15 protein-coding genes and 1 pseudogene are annotated in these 16,311 nt (G+C 67.4%); 7 read left to right on the top strand and 9 right to left on the bottom strand.

Going from position 1 to position 16,311, the window contains the following annotated elements; genetic code table 11:
• Positions 1-19: 19 nt before the first annotated feature.
• Positions 20-1,207, bottom strand: a complete 1,188-nt coding sequence (locus tag ACWPQI_RS21615; protein WP_010593639.1) for a flavin reductase family protein — start codon at positions 1,205-1,207, stop codon at positions 20-22.
• 56 nt (positions 1,208-1,263) lie between these two features.
• Complete coding sequence (locus tag ACWPQI_RS21610; protein ID WP_040274803.1) at positions 1,264-2,694, bottom strand: MFS transporter; 1,431 nt, start codon at positions 2,692-2,694, stop codon at positions 1,264-1,266.
• A gap of 165 nt (positions 2,695-2,859) precedes the next feature.
• On the opposite strand from ACWPQI_RS21610, the gene ACWPQI_RS21605 reads away from it, so the two are divergent.
• The 3 genes from ACWPQI_RS21605 (at position 2,860) to ACWPQI_RS21595 (ending at position 5,293) form a co-directional block, all read left to right on the top strand.
• The gene (locus ACWPQI_RS21605; protein WP_010593637.1) at positions 2,860-4,158 is read left to right on the top strand and encodes an amidase; all 1,299 of its coding nucleotides are present in this window, start codon (positions 2,860-2,862) and stop codon (positions 4,156-4,158) included.
• A gap of 99 nt (positions 4,159-4,257) precedes the next feature.
• On the top strand, positions 4,258-4,554 hold the full coding sequence (locus ACWPQI_RS21600; protein ID WP_040274806.1) for a hypothetical protein: 297 nt from the start codon (positions 4,258-4,260) through the stop codon (positions 4,552-4,554).
• Between the two features lie 88 nt (positions 4,555-4,642).
• Positions 4,643-5,293 carry a response regulator transcription factor gene (locus ACWPQI_RS21595; RefSeq protein WP_102031656.1) on the top strand — a complete coding sequence of 217 codons (651 nt, stop codon included), beginning with the start codon at positions 4,643-4,645 and terminating at the stop codon, positions 5,291-5,293.
• On the opposite strand, the gene ACWPQI_RS21590 is transcribed toward ACWPQI_RS21595, so the two are convergent.
• The 7 genes from ACWPQI_RS21590 to ACWPQI_RS21560 form a co-directional block, all read right to left on the bottom strand.
• On the bottom strand, positions 5,287-6,237 hold the full coding sequence (locus ACWPQI_RS21590; RefSeq protein WP_017680778.1) for a PDR/VanB family oxidoreductase: 951 nt from the start codon (positions 6,235-6,237) through the stop codon (positions 5,287-5,289). The two genes, ACWPQI_RS21595 and ACWPQI_RS21590, sit on opposite strands and share 7 nt — an antisense overlap.
• A gap of 70 nt (positions 6,238-6,307) precedes the next feature.
• A complete protein-coding gene (locus ACWPQI_RS21585) occupies positions 6,308-7,066 on the bottom strand; it encodes an SDR family NAD(P)-dependent oxidoreductase (RefSeq protein ID WP_082061354.1) in 759 nt (252 codons plus the stop codon).
• Between the two features lie 9 nt (positions 7,067-7,075).
• On the bottom strand, positions 7,076-7,579 hold the full coding sequence (locus tag ACWPQI_RS21580; protein WP_010593632.1) for an aromatic-ring-hydroxylating dioxygenase subunit beta: 504 nt from the start codon (positions 7,577-7,579) through the stop codon (positions 7,076-7,078).
• On the bottom strand, positions 7,572-8,852 hold the full coding sequence (locus ACWPQI_RS21575; protein WP_010593631.1) for an aromatic ring-hydroxylating oxygenase subunit alpha: 1,281 nt from the start codon (positions 8,850-8,852) through the stop codon (positions 7,572-7,574). Before ACWPQI_RS21575 ends, ACWPQI_RS21580 begins: the two co-directional genes overlap by 8 nt.
• Positions 8,849-9,385: a nuclear transport factor 2 family protein gene (locus ACWPQI_RS21570; protein ID WP_017680775.1), complete on the bottom strand. Its 537-nt coding sequence runs from the start codon at positions 9,383-9,385 to the stop codon at positions 8,849-8,851. Before ACWPQI_RS21570 ends, ACWPQI_RS21575 begins: the two co-directional genes overlap by 4 nt.
• 3 nt (positions 9,386-9,388) lie before the next feature.
• Positions 9,389-9,751 (bottom strand): hypothetical protein, encoded by a 363-nt coding sequence (locus ACWPQI_RS21565; RefSeq protein WP_010593629.1) that lies wholly within the window; start codon positions 9,749-9,751, stop codon positions 9,389-9,391.
• A 53-nt stretch (positions 9,752-9,804) separates the two neighbouring features.
• Complete coding sequence (locus tag ACWPQI_RS21560; RefSeq protein ID WP_010593628.1) at positions 9,805-10,989, bottom strand: acyl-CoA dehydrogenase family protein; 1,185 nt, start codon at positions 10,987-10,989, stop codon at positions 9,805-9,807.
• 154 nt (positions 10,990-11,143) lie between these two features.
• On the opposite strand from ACWPQI_RS21560, the gene ACWPQI_RS21555 reads away from it, so the two are divergent.
• The 4 genes and pseudogenes from ACWPQI_RS21555 to ACWPQI_RS21540 all read left to right on the top strand — a co-directional run bounded on the left by ACWPQI_RS21555 (position 11,144) and on the right by ACWPQI_RS21540 (position 16,292).
• Positions 11,144-12,625: a PAS domain S-box protein gene (locus tag ACWPQI_RS21555; RefSeq protein WP_010593627.1), complete on the top strand. Its 1,482-nt coding sequence runs from the start codon at positions 11,144-11,146 to the stop codon at positions 12,623-12,625.
• A 30-nt stretch (positions 12,626-12,655) separates the two neighbouring features.
• Positions 12,656-13,889: pseudogene (locus ACWPQI_RS21550) on the top strand (cation:proton antiporter domain-containing protein).
• 133 nt (positions 13,890-14,022) lie between these two features.
• Positions 14,023-15,408 (top strand): DUF2254 domain-containing protein, encoded by a 1,386-nt coding sequence (locus ACWPQI_RS21545; protein WP_017680771.1) that lies wholly within the window; start codon positions 14,023-14,025, stop codon positions 15,406-15,408.
• On the top strand, positions 15,393-16,292 hold the full coding sequence (locus ACWPQI_RS21540) for a potassium channel family protein (RefSeq protein WP_234574855.1): 900 nt from the start codon (positions 15,393-15,395) through the stop codon (positions 16,290-16,292). The genes ACWPQI_RS21545 and ACWPQI_RS21540 overlap by 16 nt, the downstream gene beginning before the upstream one ends.
• Positions 16,293-16,311 lie beyond the last annotated feature (19 nt).

Here is a 16,311-nt window from a genome sequence, read left to right as displayed (position 1 = left end):
ACAATTCCGCGGGAACGGATTACCTGTCGGAACCGCCCCCGAGTTCGAGGATGTCGACAACCTTCTCGGCCCGGGCGATCCACTCCCGTACTCGCGTCCCGGAAACCCGGCGGGGAAGCTGCCCCAAACGCAGCGTGCGCGTGTAGCCGCCCGCTCGGTCGCGAACCGGCAGTACGACGGAACCGATGTCGTAGGTTTCCTCTTCCTCGAGGTCGCGCAACGTGTAGTCGACCGCCGATTCGACCACGCGCTCGCGGATGTTCCGCTCCTGCGCCGGGGTCAGTCTCCCGTTCGCATAACGGTGGGTGGCGTCGCGCATCCCTTCGTATGCGGCTCCGCCTTCCCGAGGAAGGAACGACAGCAGGAACCCGTGTGCGCGGACGAAGTCGAGACGGTCCCGGTAGAGCTGCCTCCCGGGCTCCTCGACGCCGTGGGCCTTGGCGAGCCACCGCTCCTGATCTTCCGGCGGGAGATCGAACACGAGCGAGTCACCGATCGGGGGCACGATCGGAACTCGCTGCGCCAGGCCGTTCTCCGGATCGACTCCGGGAGCCGACGCCGAGAGTACCGTTGCCATCTCGTCCCGACCGACCGCGGTGTAGACCGTGACCTCGCAACCGATGTCGTGCGCGAGGTCCTCGACGGCCGTCCGTGCGCAGTCCGCCTCCCGAATCGCCGACAGCAGCCGGTGCTCCATCCGAGCCATCAAGGAGGTCCCGACGAAACTCCCGTAACCGCCCTGGAAGAAGATCAGCGGGGCCACCGGGTTGGTGACGGCCATGTCCGCCACAGCGCACAGGACGATCCAGTGATCGCCCGCCTCCACCGTGTCGGTGATGCGGGTGTCGATCCATGCCACCGAGTCCGCCAGCACCGGATCCCCCGACGGGGACGGGAACCAGTCGATTCCGTCGAACTTGTTCTCCCAGCGCCGGGCGAGGGTGGAGACCAGTTCCTCCTGCTCACCGCCCACGATGTTGATGCACAGCGACGCGCACTCCCGCATCTTGGCGAACGTCTTCGACGTCTTCATCGGCATGAAGGAGACGAGGGGCGGATCGAGAGACACCGACCCGAAGGTCCCGACCACCAGCGCCAGCAGTTCGCCGTTGTCCGCACGGCCGGTCACGACGGCCACTCCGGTCGGGTAGTGCCCCATCACCTCCCGGAAGAGCCCTCGGTCGACCGGGGTCGCGATATCCGTCATTGCGGTCCTCCTGATCTCGGGGACGGGATGGCTCCGGCGTGCATCGAGATGCCGGTTCAATGCTTGACGTACTCGGACTGCAGTTTCCGGCCGAGGCTCTCGGGCCGGAGGAACAGGATGCAGAGCACGCCGCCGACGAGGAGGATGATGCCGGTGATGGTGAATGCCTGGTGCACACCGACCGCCATGTTCGTCGCCATTTCGGGAGCCAGTGTGCTGCCGGCAGGGGGCGAGACATAACCGGCGCGGGCCATCAGCCAGCCCACGAGCGTCGGGGAGACGATGGCACCGATCGAGGCCACGCCGCCGAGCGTGGCCATGAGAATCGGTCGCTGCTTGGCGCCGACCGCATAAGCGATCGCAGAGGCGGTCATCGGGTACGCGAGGCTGCAGCCGGCGGCGAGGCACAGCAGGGCGACGGCCGGCACACCCGACGTCGTCTGGACCAGGATGAAGCAGATTCCGGCCACCAGCGCTGCGATACCGAACGGGACCGCGATCGCGCGATGCGCGTTGTGGCCGTGCTTCATCAACCGGTGGCCGAGGAAGCCGAGCAGCAGCAACACGGCGGCACCGAGGATCCAGGGAATGGTGGTGACGGTGCCGACCTGAGGAAGTGACAGGCCGACCACGGTGCCGAGGTACTGAGGCAACCAGGTCGTGACGAAACCCTGGACCCAGAAGTTGGAGGCCCCTCCGATCACCGCGGCGAGGAAGGTCATGCTGAGCAGGGCGCGCCATACGACGACCGGCTTCTGCTCGTCCACCTCGGCCGTGGCGACCTCCGCGGTGCCCTGCGCCGGCTTCCGGTCGCCGGTACGGTCGTTCGCCGGAGTGTGCTTGCCGTGCCCGGCGAACGGTCCGTCGGCGGCGATCAGGAGCCAGGCGACGACCCACACGAATCCGACGATGCCGAGGACGCCGAAGGCCCAGCGCCAACCCCAGGCGACGATGACCCAGGCGAGGGCAGGCGCGGCGATGACCGGTCCCAGGGTCGAGCCGGCAGCAACCAAGTTGGACGGCAATGCGCGACGACGCGGCTCGAACCACGAATGAGCCGAGGTGAGGGACATCGCCGTCGCGGGGCCTTCAGCGCCGCCGAGGACGATGCGGGTCATCAGCAGCACCGCAGCACCGCCACCGAGGAGCATCGGGAACTGCATGACCGCCCAGACGACGCCCATCGTGAGGATGATCCACTTGACCGAGAATCTGGCAGCCAGGAAACCCGTGATCACGGAGACCACTGCGTAGAGGAAGAAGAACGCACTGCCGATGAATCCGAACTCGACGGCGGAGATTCCGAGATCGGGCATGGCCTCGGAGGCCACCAGGCCTAGTACGGCCTTGTCGGCGAAGGCCACGATCTGGAAGAGGACGAGCAGCGCCGTCACTATCCACGCCTTGCGGTTCATCCTGTGGAAGTCGATCCTCTTCTCCCCGTTTTCCGGGGAGGCGGAGACATCGGGCGCCACGGTCGAAGCCATGAGCAGCCACCTTTCCTAGCGAGCCGCGGATGCTGAATCCGTCGGCGAGTCGACAGTGGTTCAGAAGCTATTTCCACGCATCCCTACTGCGGTAGGAGGGAAACCTTTACTGTCGGCTCCCGCCGTGTTCACCCAGAATGAAGGGGTCGAGACCGGAGGAGGACTATGAGCACGCGCGCGTCGGACCTGTCCCTGGGTGAGCAGGTCGGGGCTGTCCGAACCGGGTCGGTGACGGCCGAGGACCTTGCTACGCAGGTTAGACGAGCGATCGAGCTGCGGGAACCGGAACTCGGTGCGTGGGTGTGCCTGTCGTCGACGATTGCGGAGCAGGCCCGTGCCGTCGACCGGGACCCCGGCTCTGCACCGTTGGCCGGGCTGTCCGTCGGAGTCAAGGACCTCATCGACGTCGCCGGGATGCCGACGCGCGCCGGTTCCGCAGTGACCTCCCCGAATCTGGTCGGCACCGACGCCGCCTGCGTGAGCCGCCTGCGTTCCCTCGGTGCGATCGTCCAGGGCAAGACCGTGACGACGGAGTTCGGCTACTTCACCCCCGGGCCCACCCGCAACCCGCACGCTCTCGGTCACACCCCCGGCGGGTCCTCCAGTGGCTCTGCTGCGGCCGTCGCAGCGGGGACCGTGCCCCTCGCGCTCGGCACCCAGACGGCCGGCTCGCTGACCCGGCCGGCCTCGTACTGCGGAGCCGCCGGCATGGTTCTCGCGCACGGCACCACGGACATGTCCGGCATCACCGGTCTGAGCGAGTCACTGGACGCCCTCGGCCTGCTGACCCGGTCCGTGTCCGATCTTCGCTTCGTGCACAACGCATTCAGCGGCCACGGGCACTCGGAGGTCCCGGCTCCGGAGCCGGTGACTCGGGGCCTGGTCTGGAACGCCGGTGCCCTCCACCCCGTGGAGCCCCCAATGTCGGCGTTGCTGGAACATGTGCCCGCCCTGTTGGAGGAGATCGGGGTGAAGGCCGAGCCTCTCGACTGGGACGATCATGTCCAGACCTTGTCCGAGGACCACGTCACCGTCATGTCGTACGAAGCCGCGCGGGCGCGGGCCCACGAATTCGACGAACACGCGGGTGCACTGAGCGCGCCGATCCGGGATCTGCTGGAGAACGGCCGCAGGATCGCCGGAACCGAGTATTCCGCGGCCCTGACCCGTCGGGACCGCTCCCGGGAACTGCTGGACGCGATTCTGGCCTCCGATCCGATCATCGTCGGCCCTGCAGCGCTGGGACCGGCCCCGCTCGGTCTGTCCGCAACCGGGTCGCCGATACTCAGCCGCCCGTGGCAGCTGCTCGGATTGCCGGTCGTGGTCGTGCCAGGTGCCCGCACGTCCGCGGGACTGCCACTGGGTCTTCAGATCGTCGGGCTACCGGGGCACGAGGACCGGCTGCTCGCCGTGGGCGAGAAGCTCGAAGTGCTCCTTCGCGAACTGCCGGAGATTGCCGTCTGAGCCGGCAAGCTCGCTCGGCTCGGTGAATCTGCTCGCTCGGCTCGGTGAATCTGCTCGCTCGGCTCGGTGAATCTGCTCGCTCGGTAGAAAGGACCGCTCATGCTCGAACCCCGCCCGACCAACCATCACAGGATGTTCCTCACCTGCTACGAGGACACCTTCGACCGCGGTTGGCACCACGTCGATCTGTTCGTCCACGACGAGCACGGCCGTGAGGTCAACTGGGTCCACTGGACAGTGGAAGCTGACGGCCCGGAGGCGGCCGACGAGTCGGTCCACAGAGAGGAACCGCTCCTGCGACGGACCACCGAGTGGCGGCACCGAGTGAGCGCCGCGGGAATGGACTATTGGACTGCCGATGCCTGCTGGGACGACGCTCCGGCGGACGTTGCGTGAGCCGGTCGTTCCCGCCGGGCGGGGGCGGGGACAATGTCGGGAGTCGGGGAGAAGCCCTGGCTCCCGAATTCGGAGGTGGTGACGACCCATGGCGGAGAGTGCGGAAGACCTCCGAGCCGAGACGACGGTGTACGTGGTCGACGACGACTTCGAAGTATGCGAATCCGTCGACTGGTTGCTGGAGAGCATCGGGATCAGACCGGTGGTCTGCCACAGCGGCGAGCAGTTCCTCGACGCCTACGACGGCAGCCGGCCGGCCTGCATCGTCCTCGACGTGCGCATGCCCCGTATGAGCGGGACGCGGTTGCAGGAGAAGCTCAACGAGTTCGCGCCGCACGTCGCGATCATCTTCGTCTCCGCCCACGGTGACATCCGGATGTCCGTCTCCACCCTGAAGGCGGGTGCTCTGGATTTCCTCGAGAAGCCCTACGATCCGCAGCGGCTGTTGGACGCCGTGCAGGCCGGGGTGGAGAAGGCCCGCCTCCGTTTCACCGATCACGTACTGCGAGAATCGGTGCGGAGCAAGGTCTCGTCCCTCACCCCGCGCGAGCGCCAGATCCTGGCCCTGGTGGTCGAAGGTCTGCCCAGCCAGAACATCGCCCGGAAACTCGGCATGAGCGTGAAGACCGTCGACGTCCACCGCGCTCGCATCAAGAGCAAGACCGACGCCGACAGCATCAGCACCCTCGTACGGGACGTGCTCCGGTACGGGGTGGACGTGCCGGTGGAGGATCAGTAGTAGTCCAGCACCAGGCGCTCGCCGGCGGCCCGCGACACGCAGACCGCCATGACCTCGCCGGACTCCTTCTCGGACCGCGTGAGAACGTTGTCCCGGTGGACCGGAGTCCCTGCGACCACCTGCATGATGCAGGTACCGCAGATGCCCTCCTGGCAGGACGTGTCGACGTCGCAGCCGTTCTCCTGGAGCACCTCGACGATGCTCCGGTCGGCCGGGACCCGATAGGTCTCCCCTTCCAGTTCCACCTCGAACGCGGAGTTCTCGGATGCGTCCGGCTGTTCCGTCGCGTGGAAGTTCTCGAGGTGGATCGATCCGGCCGGGACGTGCCGGCTCGCGAGCGCAACGACCTTGGTCATGAACCCGTCGGGTCCGCACGTGTAGACGTGGGTTCCGGGATCCGTTCCCGCAAAAATGGTTCCGAGAATCTCGTCCTGCTCGTCCCGGCCCACCCCGAGATGGGCATGGAGCTTGTCCGGGCAGCGCTCGCGCAGCAGCGGCAGGAAGGCGGCTTCCGTCTCGCTGCGGGCGAAGTAGTGCAGTTCGAAGCTGATGCCGTGGACGTCCATGTAGCGTGCCATGCTCAGCATCGGCGTGATGCCGATGCCGGCCGCGACCAGGACGTGGTGCGTGGCGTCCGCCGCGATGCTCAGCAGATTCCGTGGCGGGCTGATCCGGAGAGCGTCGCCCACCCGCAGCTCGTGGAGGGCCGCTGAACCCCCGCGGGAGTTCTCCTCGCGCTTGACCGCGAACGCGAACGAATCCTGCGCATCGGGTGTGCTGAAGAGCGAGTACTGACGGGTGATCGAGGTGGGTCCGACGACGTCGATGTGCGCACCCGGCCGGTACGTACCCAGTGGCGACCCATCGGTCTTCGTCAGCTTGAACGATCTGACGGTGGGTGATTCCTGAACGATCTCGGCGACGGTGACGTCGATGAGTGCCATGTCCGTTTCTCCTCGTGAATTTCTCCGGACGGAAGTGCCGACCGGACCCTCCCGGGCAGGAGGATTCCGGTCAGCGCAGATACAGTCCGCCGTTGACGTCCCAGCAGGCGCCCGTGACGAAGTAGGCGTCGTCCGAGGTGAGCAGCCCGACCATGTCGGCCACGAACGACGGATTTCCCAAGCGTCCCACGGGGATCCCGGCGACGATGCCTTCGAGTCTGTCGGGGGGCACCGTCGCGCGCACGACCGGGAGGTCGTGCGGGCCGGGAGAGATCGCGTTGACGGTCACTCCCCGGCCCGCCAGCTCGCGCGCGAAGACCTTGGTGGTGGTCAGGATCGCTCCCTTGGAGGCCGCGTAGTGGCCCCCGGTCGCCGTCCCGCCGTTCTGTCCGGCGAGCGACGCCATGTTGACGATCCGTCCGAAGCCCCGCTCGGCCATGGCCGCACCGAACACCTGGCAACCGAAGAAGATGCTGTTCACGTTCGTCGTGAGGACGCTCGTGAAGTCCGCCTCCGCCAGGTTCATCAGATCCGCTGCCTGCGTGACGGCGGCATTGTTGACGACGATCGTGGGGACGCCCCAGATCTGCCGGCAGGTCGCCAGCGCTTCCTCGAATCCGTCCTTGCGGCTGACGTCGAGTTCGAGGCCACGTGCGGTCGACCCGTCGCCGGACAACTCCGCTGCGAGGGCTTCGACACCGGCCGTGTCGATGTCGGTGAGCAGAACCCTCCTACCGTCGGTGTGGAGTTTCCGGGCGATCGCCGCACCCATACCTCCGGCCGCGCCCGTGACGACGGCGATGCCGGGTCCGGTGGACTGAGAGATCACATCGGCCCCCTACAGCAGGTAACCCGAGGCGCTGACCGCGTCCTCGCTGTCGATGAGCCGCACGACCTTGAGAGCGATCGCGTCCCTGTCCTCGCCGAGAGCGATCCGGTGGGTCAGCTCGGCACCGACGGTCGTGAACTCGTTGCGCTTGAACGCATTGAGGATCTGGGCCGACCGGAGGGTGACCGACGTGTCGGTGACGTCCTCCACGGTGAACCGCGAGACGATCCGCACGGTCCGGGCCGCGGCCACCGCAGAAGGCGAATAGCCCTGCATCATCCGCTCGACGCGCAGGTGCCGCATGCGCTTGTCGTCGTAGACCATGTTCAGGCCTGCGGCGAAGTCGTCGGTGTGCGGATCGATGGGAATCACGTAGTGAGCGTCGTCCGTGTACATCTGCTCCCAGGTCCGATAGTCCTTGGCATCGAGGACCTGTGCTTCCTTCCAGACGAGCTCGATCGCGCGGAGGGTGCGGGAGTCCGTCAGGGTCGACATCGTCAGGGCCTCAGTCATTGCTCATCATCTTCTTCCACATCGCGTAGGCCTCCCGCATGCCCGTCTCGTCGGTGACATGTGAGGTGGGCCAGCCTTCTTCGGTCGTGTACTCGCGTCCCTCGCCGCGGTTGACGAGGATCGGCATGTTCGGATTGCCGCCGGCCCCGATCTGCACCCGGATCCACCCCTCGGCGTCGTCGGGGCTGCCGAAACCGAACGGGCCCTGGAAGTGCTCGTGGATCCTCAGCCGCTCGCGGTTGATGCTCTCGGGTCCGCCGTCCATTCCCAGTGCCATGTGCCAGATCTCGGTCTCGTCGACGGAGAGGGGGATGAGGACGCGGAAGAACGACGACGACATCGCGACGTTCGGGAAAGTGTTGAGATTGAAGCCGCAACCGTGCATGGACCGCATGTAGCGACGGATCCGTTCGGGGCTTTCTCCCGCGGCGGCGAGCTCGTCGACCAGGTGCTGGAACCGAGGCTGGATTTCCTCGCTGCCGTCGTCGATGTCGAGATCCGCGTGGGCTGCGGCCATGATCGCGACGCTGTGTCCGTTGCCGAGGGCGTGGGTCTCGGCCGTGGGGTCGTCCATGAACGACATCATGTCCGCCGTCTCGGCGTCGACCGAGGCCATCCACGACTTGTGCACCATCGGGAAGTGGTAGCCGTCCGTGGTGTTCTCGAGCTGGATCTTCCAGTTCCCCTTGAAACGGAACTTGTGAACTCCGATCACCTTGGTCGGAAATCCGTTGCTCTGCTTGAAGAAGCGCTCCATCCAGATCTTCGCGTCCCCCAGGAAGTCCTCGAGGGGTTCGATGTCCGGGTCGAATGTTGCCCAGATCATTCCCAGGTAGCTCTCGGTACGCAGGGTCTGGAGCGGGAAGTCCTTCTTGTCGACGACGCCCTCGTATCCGTCCGGGTAGGGAATGCCACGAAGGCGTCCGTCGAGTGCGTAGGACCAGTTGTGGTACGGGCACGTGAAGCCGTTGGCCTTACCGCTGCGCTGATCGCAGACCGTCGCACCGCGATGCCGGCACCGGTTCAGCAGGGTGTTGAAGTTGCCCTTGCGATCCCGGGTCACGATGACCGGCTGATCCCCGACCTGGGTGGTCTTGAACGAACCCGCTTCCGGGATCTCGCTCTCGTGTGCCACCCACACCCAGGTCTTGTAGAAGATCCTCTTCATCTCCTCCTGGAAGATGTCCGGGTCGGTGTACAGCCGGCCCGCGACCCGGTCCTTCGCGACGAGGTCCGCGTAGGTGCGTGCGGTGGGTTCTTCTGTCGTCGTCATGTCATCCTTCGTTCGTGAGGTCGGGCGGTCGCCCCGGATAGGTGGGCCATCGCGTCGGTCGGCAGCGGCGCGGCGAACATCCGCCGGGTGCGGAATCGGCTCATGCGGGCCGCCGTCCGTCCGGATGCCCGGTCCAGGTCGAAGTCGATCGTGAGCCGGGCGCAGAGAAGTTCGGCCGTTCCCGTCGGATGGAGCGACAACTGCTGCATGATCCACCGTCCGCTCGCACGGTTGCCGTCGAGACGGATCTGCTCGCTGCCGAGGAGGTGCACGTTGCGGAGGAAGTGGTCGGCCGGCGGCAGGTACCGGGACACGAGAGTGACGACTTCGTCTCGCCCACGGGCGATTCCGAACTTGTCGGCGTACTCCGGACCCAGCCCTTCCCACGTCGCGTCGTCGGTGAACAGGACGCCGAGCTGCTCCGGGCTCTGCAGAGGTCCGGGCACATCGCACAGGTCCAGGTAGCGAGCGATGCAGTCACGGACGGCGTCCTTCGCCTCGACGACCTCGAGGCGCTGGTCGGTGCCGGTCACGGGTCAGACCGCGACGTCCGCGCGGATCGTCAGTTCCCGGCCCATGCGGGCCTCGATCTTGAAGTACTTCCACAGGGCGTACTCGCCGATCATCGTCGTCCGCAACAAGTTGCACGCGGCCCGGACGGTTTCCTGGTCCTTCACGTCGGCCAGGACGTAGCAGGTCCAAGGCCAGCCGTCGGACGGGCCGACCATGTGGGCGTCGTCGTCGAAGGTGCCGATGACCTGGACGCCGTCCATGTTCGCGAGAGCCGAGAGCATGGTGGAGATGCCGACCCACACCGGGCCGATCTCCGCCTTCGGCAGGTCGAAGAAGTTCTGGTTGTTGCCGATGCAGAACAGGGTGCGCAACGGTTCGGCGGTCATGGGCGTCCTTTCGCGGGGAAGGCAGGAACTGGTCTCGAACGGTCGTGTCCCGGTCAGGGGAAGCTGGGAATGCCGGGGTCGAGGCCCAGCAGGACGGCTCCGGCCGCCTCGAAGGTGTTGGTCTGAAGCATGGCGTGCTGGGCCGGGACGAGAGCGTCCCGCAGGTAGCGCTGCAGCGGGTGGCTCTCGTAGATCGCCCCGGTGCCGGCCAGGTCGAACGCGGCGAGCACGACATTGCGGCCGACGTGGGCGGCCTGGGTCGCTCCCAGGCGGAGCAGGGCCGTGTGTTCGGCGGTGATCTCGTCGCCGCGGACCGCCAGATCCCACACCTCGTCGGTGATCTCGTAGAAGAAGGCCCGAGCGGAGCGGAGATCGGCCTCGGCGCGGGCCAGCCCGGTCTTGTACGCGGGACGGTTTCCCTTGCTGTCACCGCCGGTGATGCTGGATCGCACCGCCCCGACCTCGTGGGCGTAGTCGAGAGCCCCCCGTGCGGCACCGAGAGTCACCACCGCCAGCACCTGGGCCGCGTAGGCGAGCGTCGGATACCGGGTGAGCGGCTCGTCGATTCGGGGAGCACCGCCGCGGACGAACGTCATCTCCTCGGGGACGAAGAGTCTGTCGGCCTTCACTGCGTGTGATCCCGTCGCCTTCATGCCTGCGACGTCCCAGTTCTCCACTATCTCGACGTCGGCGGGGTCGACGAGGGCGGTCAGCGGCTTGCCGTTCGTTTCCGGACCGCCGGCGAGGCCGATGCCGAGGATGTCGGCGCCCAGGCATCCGCTGGCGAACTGCCAGAGGCCGCTGCACAGGTAGCCGCCGTCCACCTTCTCGGCCTTCTGCATGGGGAACAGCCCGCCCGCATAGGCGACGTCCGGGCCGTCGGAGTAGATCTTCTCCTGGGTTTCGACCGGCAGGGCCGCGAAGTACACGAGTGAGGACCCGAAACTTGCCACCCAGCCGGTGGCCGGATCCACCGCGGAGATCCGCTCGACCTGCTTCATGAAGGAGGCGGGGGCCATCGGTTCGCCGCCGAACTGTGCGGGGGTCGACGCGCGGTAGAGCCCGGCGCGCTTGAGGAGCGCGACGAAGTCCCTCGGTACGAATCGTTGCCGGTTGAACTCGTCGCGCCGGTCCCGCAGCACGGCGAGAGCGTCCTCGAAGGCCTTCTCCCGCGCGGGGCCCGCTGTCGCGGCCCGCACTGGATTCATCGTGCTCCGGATCGCCATCGTCGTCTCCATCCACCTCGTCGTGTCGCGCTGAGGAGAACGCTAGGAAAGGTTCGGACGAGGCGGTATCGGGATTTCCTCCGCCGGTCATAAAGCAATCCCCTATGGTCGATCCGCCGATCGTGGGTCGACAATGAACCGTCACGGCACCCGGAAGTGAGGATCGATGTTCCCGACAGGCCGCGACTTCCAGGAGATGGTGGAGAAGACGGAGACGGGGATCCTCATCCACGAGGCGGCGTCGAAGAACATCCTCTGGGCCAACCCGGCTGCGTGCCGGATGTTCGGTTTCACGCTCGAGGAGCTGCGACCGCTGAAGGCCCACCACATGAGCAGCCAGGAGCGTCAGTACCGGCGCTCGGTCGGGGTGGCGTGGCTGCAGGACGCCGTCGTACGTGGTTCGAGCCGCAGACAATGGAAGTACCGGACCAAGGACGGGCAGGACTTCCTGGCCGATGCGGTCGCCTCACGCCTGACGTTCCAGGACGGGCAGGTCGTGATGGTCGAGTTCCGCAACATCGCGGAAGAGGTGGAGCTGCAGGAGGAACTCAGCTGGGTGTCGCAGTCGCTGCAGCGCATCATGACGCACACGTCGGCGGGCATCGTGGTGCTCGACGAGACGAACTGCATCGAAGACATCTCGCCGCTCGCGGCCCGGCTGTTCGGCAGAACCCCGGACGAACTGTCCGGGGTGTATCTCGAGGATCTGGGCCGTTGTGAGCCCCGGCTGACCGCCGAGCCCGTCGTGGCCAAACTGGACGCGGCGGCAGGACCGGTGGGCATCATGCAGGAGATCGAGAAGAGCGACGGGACGACCACCTGGTTGTCCGGCTTCCTCGAGGCCGTGGTGCACGACGGAATGACGTCACGGGTGCTGACGATCCGAGACGTCACGGATCGTGTGGAGTGGGAACGCCGTCATGCCTACCAGGAGGCCAACCTCCAGTACCTCAGCCGGTACAACGCAATGGGGGACATGGCCATGATCCTCGCTCACGAACTCGGGCAGCCCCTCGCGGCCTCGACGAACTACCTGAGCGGCCTCAAGGCACGGATCTCCGATGGATCCCTCGACCCCGAGGCCCTGAGCTACGGGCTGGACAGGATGGAGAAGCAGCTCGGCCGGGCGGCGGAGATCGTGTCCTCCGTGAAGCGCTATGTGCGGCGGATCGAGAGCACCAAGGCCGCCATCGACCTCAACGAGACGGTCGACGAGAGCCTGTACTTCGTTCGGCTGCGGGCAGCCGAACGGGGGGTGCACATTTCGCTCGACAGGTCCCGTTCGCCGTTGCCCGTGGTAGGGGAGAGCGTGCTGATCGGGCAGGTGGTGATCAACCTCTGCTTCAACGCGATCGACGAGATCGTGTTGCCCTCGACCGCCGTCAAGGAGCTCACCGTCCGGACCGCTCGGCGTGGAGAGTGGGCCTGTGTCTCCGTTTTCGACCAGGGACGGGGCATGGATGATGCCTCGGGAAACCGGCTGGCCTCCGGGGCGTTCTCGGCCAAGCAGGACAGTTCCGGCATCGGTCTGATCATCTCGGAGCACATCGTCGAGCGACACGGGGGCAGCATCCGCTATCTGCCCAACGACCCGCACGGCACCGAAGTCCGGATGTGCCTGCCCCTCTCCGAATCCGGAGAGGATTGACGGTGCCGTCCTCCGGGCAACACTGCACGCATGAGCATCGACATCGTTCTCGCCACCGTCGGGGTGCTGGGGGTCGGTGTGGCGGCGTTGTCGGCGAAGATGCGCCGCCTGCCGCTGTCCGAACCCCTGCTCGGACTGGCAGCGGGTGTGCTGCTCGGACCGTACGTGCTCGATGTGCTGTCCCTACCGCCGCTGACGGCCGAGCACGGGTTGTTGCACGAGGCGAGCCGGATACTGCTGGCGGTATCGGTGATGGCGGTGGCGCTGCGGTATCCGATGGCGGACGTGCTCCGGCAATGGCGTCCCGTCGCCGTGTTGCTGGCCGTAGCGATGCCGGTGATGGCGGCCGTCACCGCCGGGTTGGGGTGGGCGTTGCTGTCCATGCCCCTGGCCACGGCCGTGTTGCTGGGCGCGGCCCTGTGCCCGACGGACCCGGTTCTCGCCTCGAATGTCGTCACCGGAGAGGCGGCCGAGGAGGATCTGCCCGCCCGGAACCGGCAGGTCCTCTCGCTCGAGTCCGGGGCGAACGACGGTCTGGCGTTGCCACTGGTGCTGGCCGCGGTCGCCGTCGCCGGAGGCATGGGAGCGGGCACGGCGGCACTGGAGTCGCTGTGGCAGGTGGCCGGGGCCGTGCTGATGGGGGCCGCGAGCGGATGGGCCGGTGGCCGGGCCCTGCGCTGGGGTGAAAGGTACGGGGCGACGGATCCGGCGCCGGCCCTGTTCTTCACCGTCGTGCTCGCGCTGGGAATTCTGGGTGTCGCCGGGTTGATCCATGTCGACGGGGTGCTGGCGGTGTTCGTCGGCGGGCTGGCATTCAACCTCACCAGTACCGGCAGCGAGCGGACGGCAGAGGTGCCGATCGACGAGGCGATCAACCGCTTTGCGGTGTTGCCGCTGTTCGTCCTGCTGGGGGGCGGCGCTGCCCTGGCCGCAGTGGGCCGAGCTGGGCTGGGCGGGGGTTGGTCTCGTGGTGGCGGTGCTGGCGTTGCGCCGGGTGCCGGTTCTGCTGTTGCTGCGCCGTCCGCTGCGCTTGTCGATGCCGGATGCTCTGTATCTGGGCTGGTTCGGTCCCATCGGGGTGTCGGCGCTGTTCTACCTGACGCTCGAAGCGGAGCGGATGGGTGCGGACGAGACGGTGCTGGCGGCGGGGTCGCTGGTGCTGGCGGCGAGCACGGTGATCTTCGGTGTCACCGCGGTGGCCGGCCGGGTGCTGTACCGGCGGGCCACGGCTCCGGCGGCGCGGTCCCCCGAGCGGCACCGGTGAGCGCCGCCCCGGTTCCGAGTGTGATTGCCGGGCCGTTCCCGGGGTATTCGCAGGAGATGTGGTTCGAGACGTGGTCGGAAATTGTGCGGGTGCTGCTGGTGGGCTCGGTGATGCAGCACCGAGTGAGCCTGCGATGACCGACGACTCCCGGACCCGGACACGACAGGGACCGATCGGGGCTGCGCTGAAACGCCGGCAGGTGTTCGTCGAAGCGATACGGTCGCGGCTGTGGCCGGTCCCGGCAGCTGCGGTGCTGGTGGCCGTGCTGGCCGGCATCGGCATACCCGAGCTCGACGCCGCCATCGACGACCGGCTGCCACCGACGGTGGCGGGGTATCTGTTCGGTGGTGGTGCCGACGCCGCCCGCGAGGTGCTGAGTGCGATCGCCGGCTCGCTGATCACCGTCACCTCGCTGACGTTCTCGCTGACCCTGGTGACCCTGCAGCTGGCCAGTAGTCAGTATTCACCGCGGTTGCTGCGCACCTTCGCCGCCGACCGGGTCGTCCAACGCACCTTGGGACTGTTCCTCGCGACGTTCGTCTACGCGCTGACCGTGCTGCGCACGGTCCGCAGCGGCACCGACGACACCGACGACAGTGCCTTCGTCCCCCAGCTGGCGGTCACGACGGCGTACCTGCTCGCGGTCGCCAGCGTCATCGCCCTCGTGCTGTTCCTCGGGCATCTGGTCCGGCAGATCCGCGTCGAGGCCGTGCTCGAACAGGTGCGCGCCGACACCTGCGAGACCGCCGCCAGGTTGCTACCTCCGGATCGGCAGGATCGGCCCACACTGCCCGTCCCCCCGCCGGCCCCGCATGTCGTCGAAGCGGACTCGTCCGGATTCCTGGTCGAGCTCGACGAGTACGCGCTGCTCGCGGCGGCCGAGGAGGCCGAGGCCGTGGTGTGGGTGAACCGACCGGTGGGCAGCCCGGTGCTGGCGGGCACACCGGTCGCGTCGTGGTGGTCCCTGCGTCCGCAGCCCCTGACCGAGGACCAGGCCCGAAGGCTGTGCGACCGGGTGCGCGGTGCCCTGCGCACCGGTAGCGAACGCACCGCCGTCCAGGACCTCGGGTACGGACTGCGGCAGCTGACCGACGTGGTGGTGCGGGCCCTGTCACCCGGCATCAACGATCCGACCACCGCGGTGCACGGCCTGGTCTCGTGCACCGCGGTCCTGGGCGAGCTGCTCGACCTCGAGCTCGGCCCGTACCCCCTGTGCGACGAACACGACCGGGTCCGGGTGGTGCTGGCGCGACCGACCTTCGCCGAACTGCTGGACCTGGTGTGCACTCAGCCGCGGCTCTACGGCGCCGACGATCCGGTCGTGCTGGACGCGTTGCTGTCGATGCTGCGGGAGCTGGCATGGAAGGCCACCACTGCGGAACAGCGTGCGGCGATCACGGACCAGCTCGGTCGACTGCGGGAGCACATCCCGGGCCACGGTACCGCGACGCGTGGGCACTTCGACGAGCTCACCCGGCAGGTAGGCGACGCCCTCGAAGGACGATGGCAGACATCATGATCTGGATCTCGAGCATCGTGGGCGCGGCGTTGATCGTCGGGGCACTGCGGGACATCTTCGTCACGTTGTGGCATCCCCGGGGATTGGGCACGATCTCCCGGGGGGTGTTCGTCGTCCTGTGGCGTGGGGCGCACCACGCCGGGCGACGAGGGCGGCTGCTGGGCTCGGTCGGGCCGGCCGGACTCGTCGTCACCGCCGGGGTGTGGGCGACGATGATCGTGCTCGGCTGGGCACTGATCTACCTGCCGCACATGCCCGACGGGTTCTACTTCGCCAGTGCGCTGCGCCCGTCGGCCGCGTCGGACCCGGTCATGGCGCTGTATCTGTCCCTGGTGACCGTCGGCACCCTCGGTTTCGGGGACATCACCCCTGCCTATCCGGCGCTACGACTGCTGATTCCGTTGCAGGCGCTGATGGGGTTCGTGCTGTTCACTGCGGCCATTTCCTGGGTGCTGCAGATCTATCCGGCGCTGAGCCGTCGCCGCGCCACCGCCCGCCGGCTCGTGCTTCTGACGGCCACCGGCACCGAGCAGATCCTTCCCGCCGCCGAGGCGAGCATCGCCGTGCAGTGGCTCGACTCGGTCACCGAGTCGCTGATCACGTGCGAACTGGACCTGATGCAGTACGGCGAGACCTACTTCTTCCGCGAATCCGACGCGGACCTCTCGTTCGCCGCCGCTCTGTCGTACGCACCGCGACTCGCGGCCGCGGGCGCCGGGTCGTCCGCGGTCGAGGTCCGCCGAGCCGCGGCGATCCTCGACGAACAGACCCGTCGCCTCGCCGGGCGTCTGGACACCGGGTTCCTCCACACCGGCGGAACCGTCGACGAGATCTGCGAACGCTTCGCTGACGACCACCGGCATCGGCCGGTGAGCGCCTCGTAACAGGACGCCCTGCAACTGG

Source organism: Rhodococcus sp. LMD (assembly GCF_056108245.1).
This window is presented reverse-complemented; position numbering and strand designations above follow the sequence as displayed.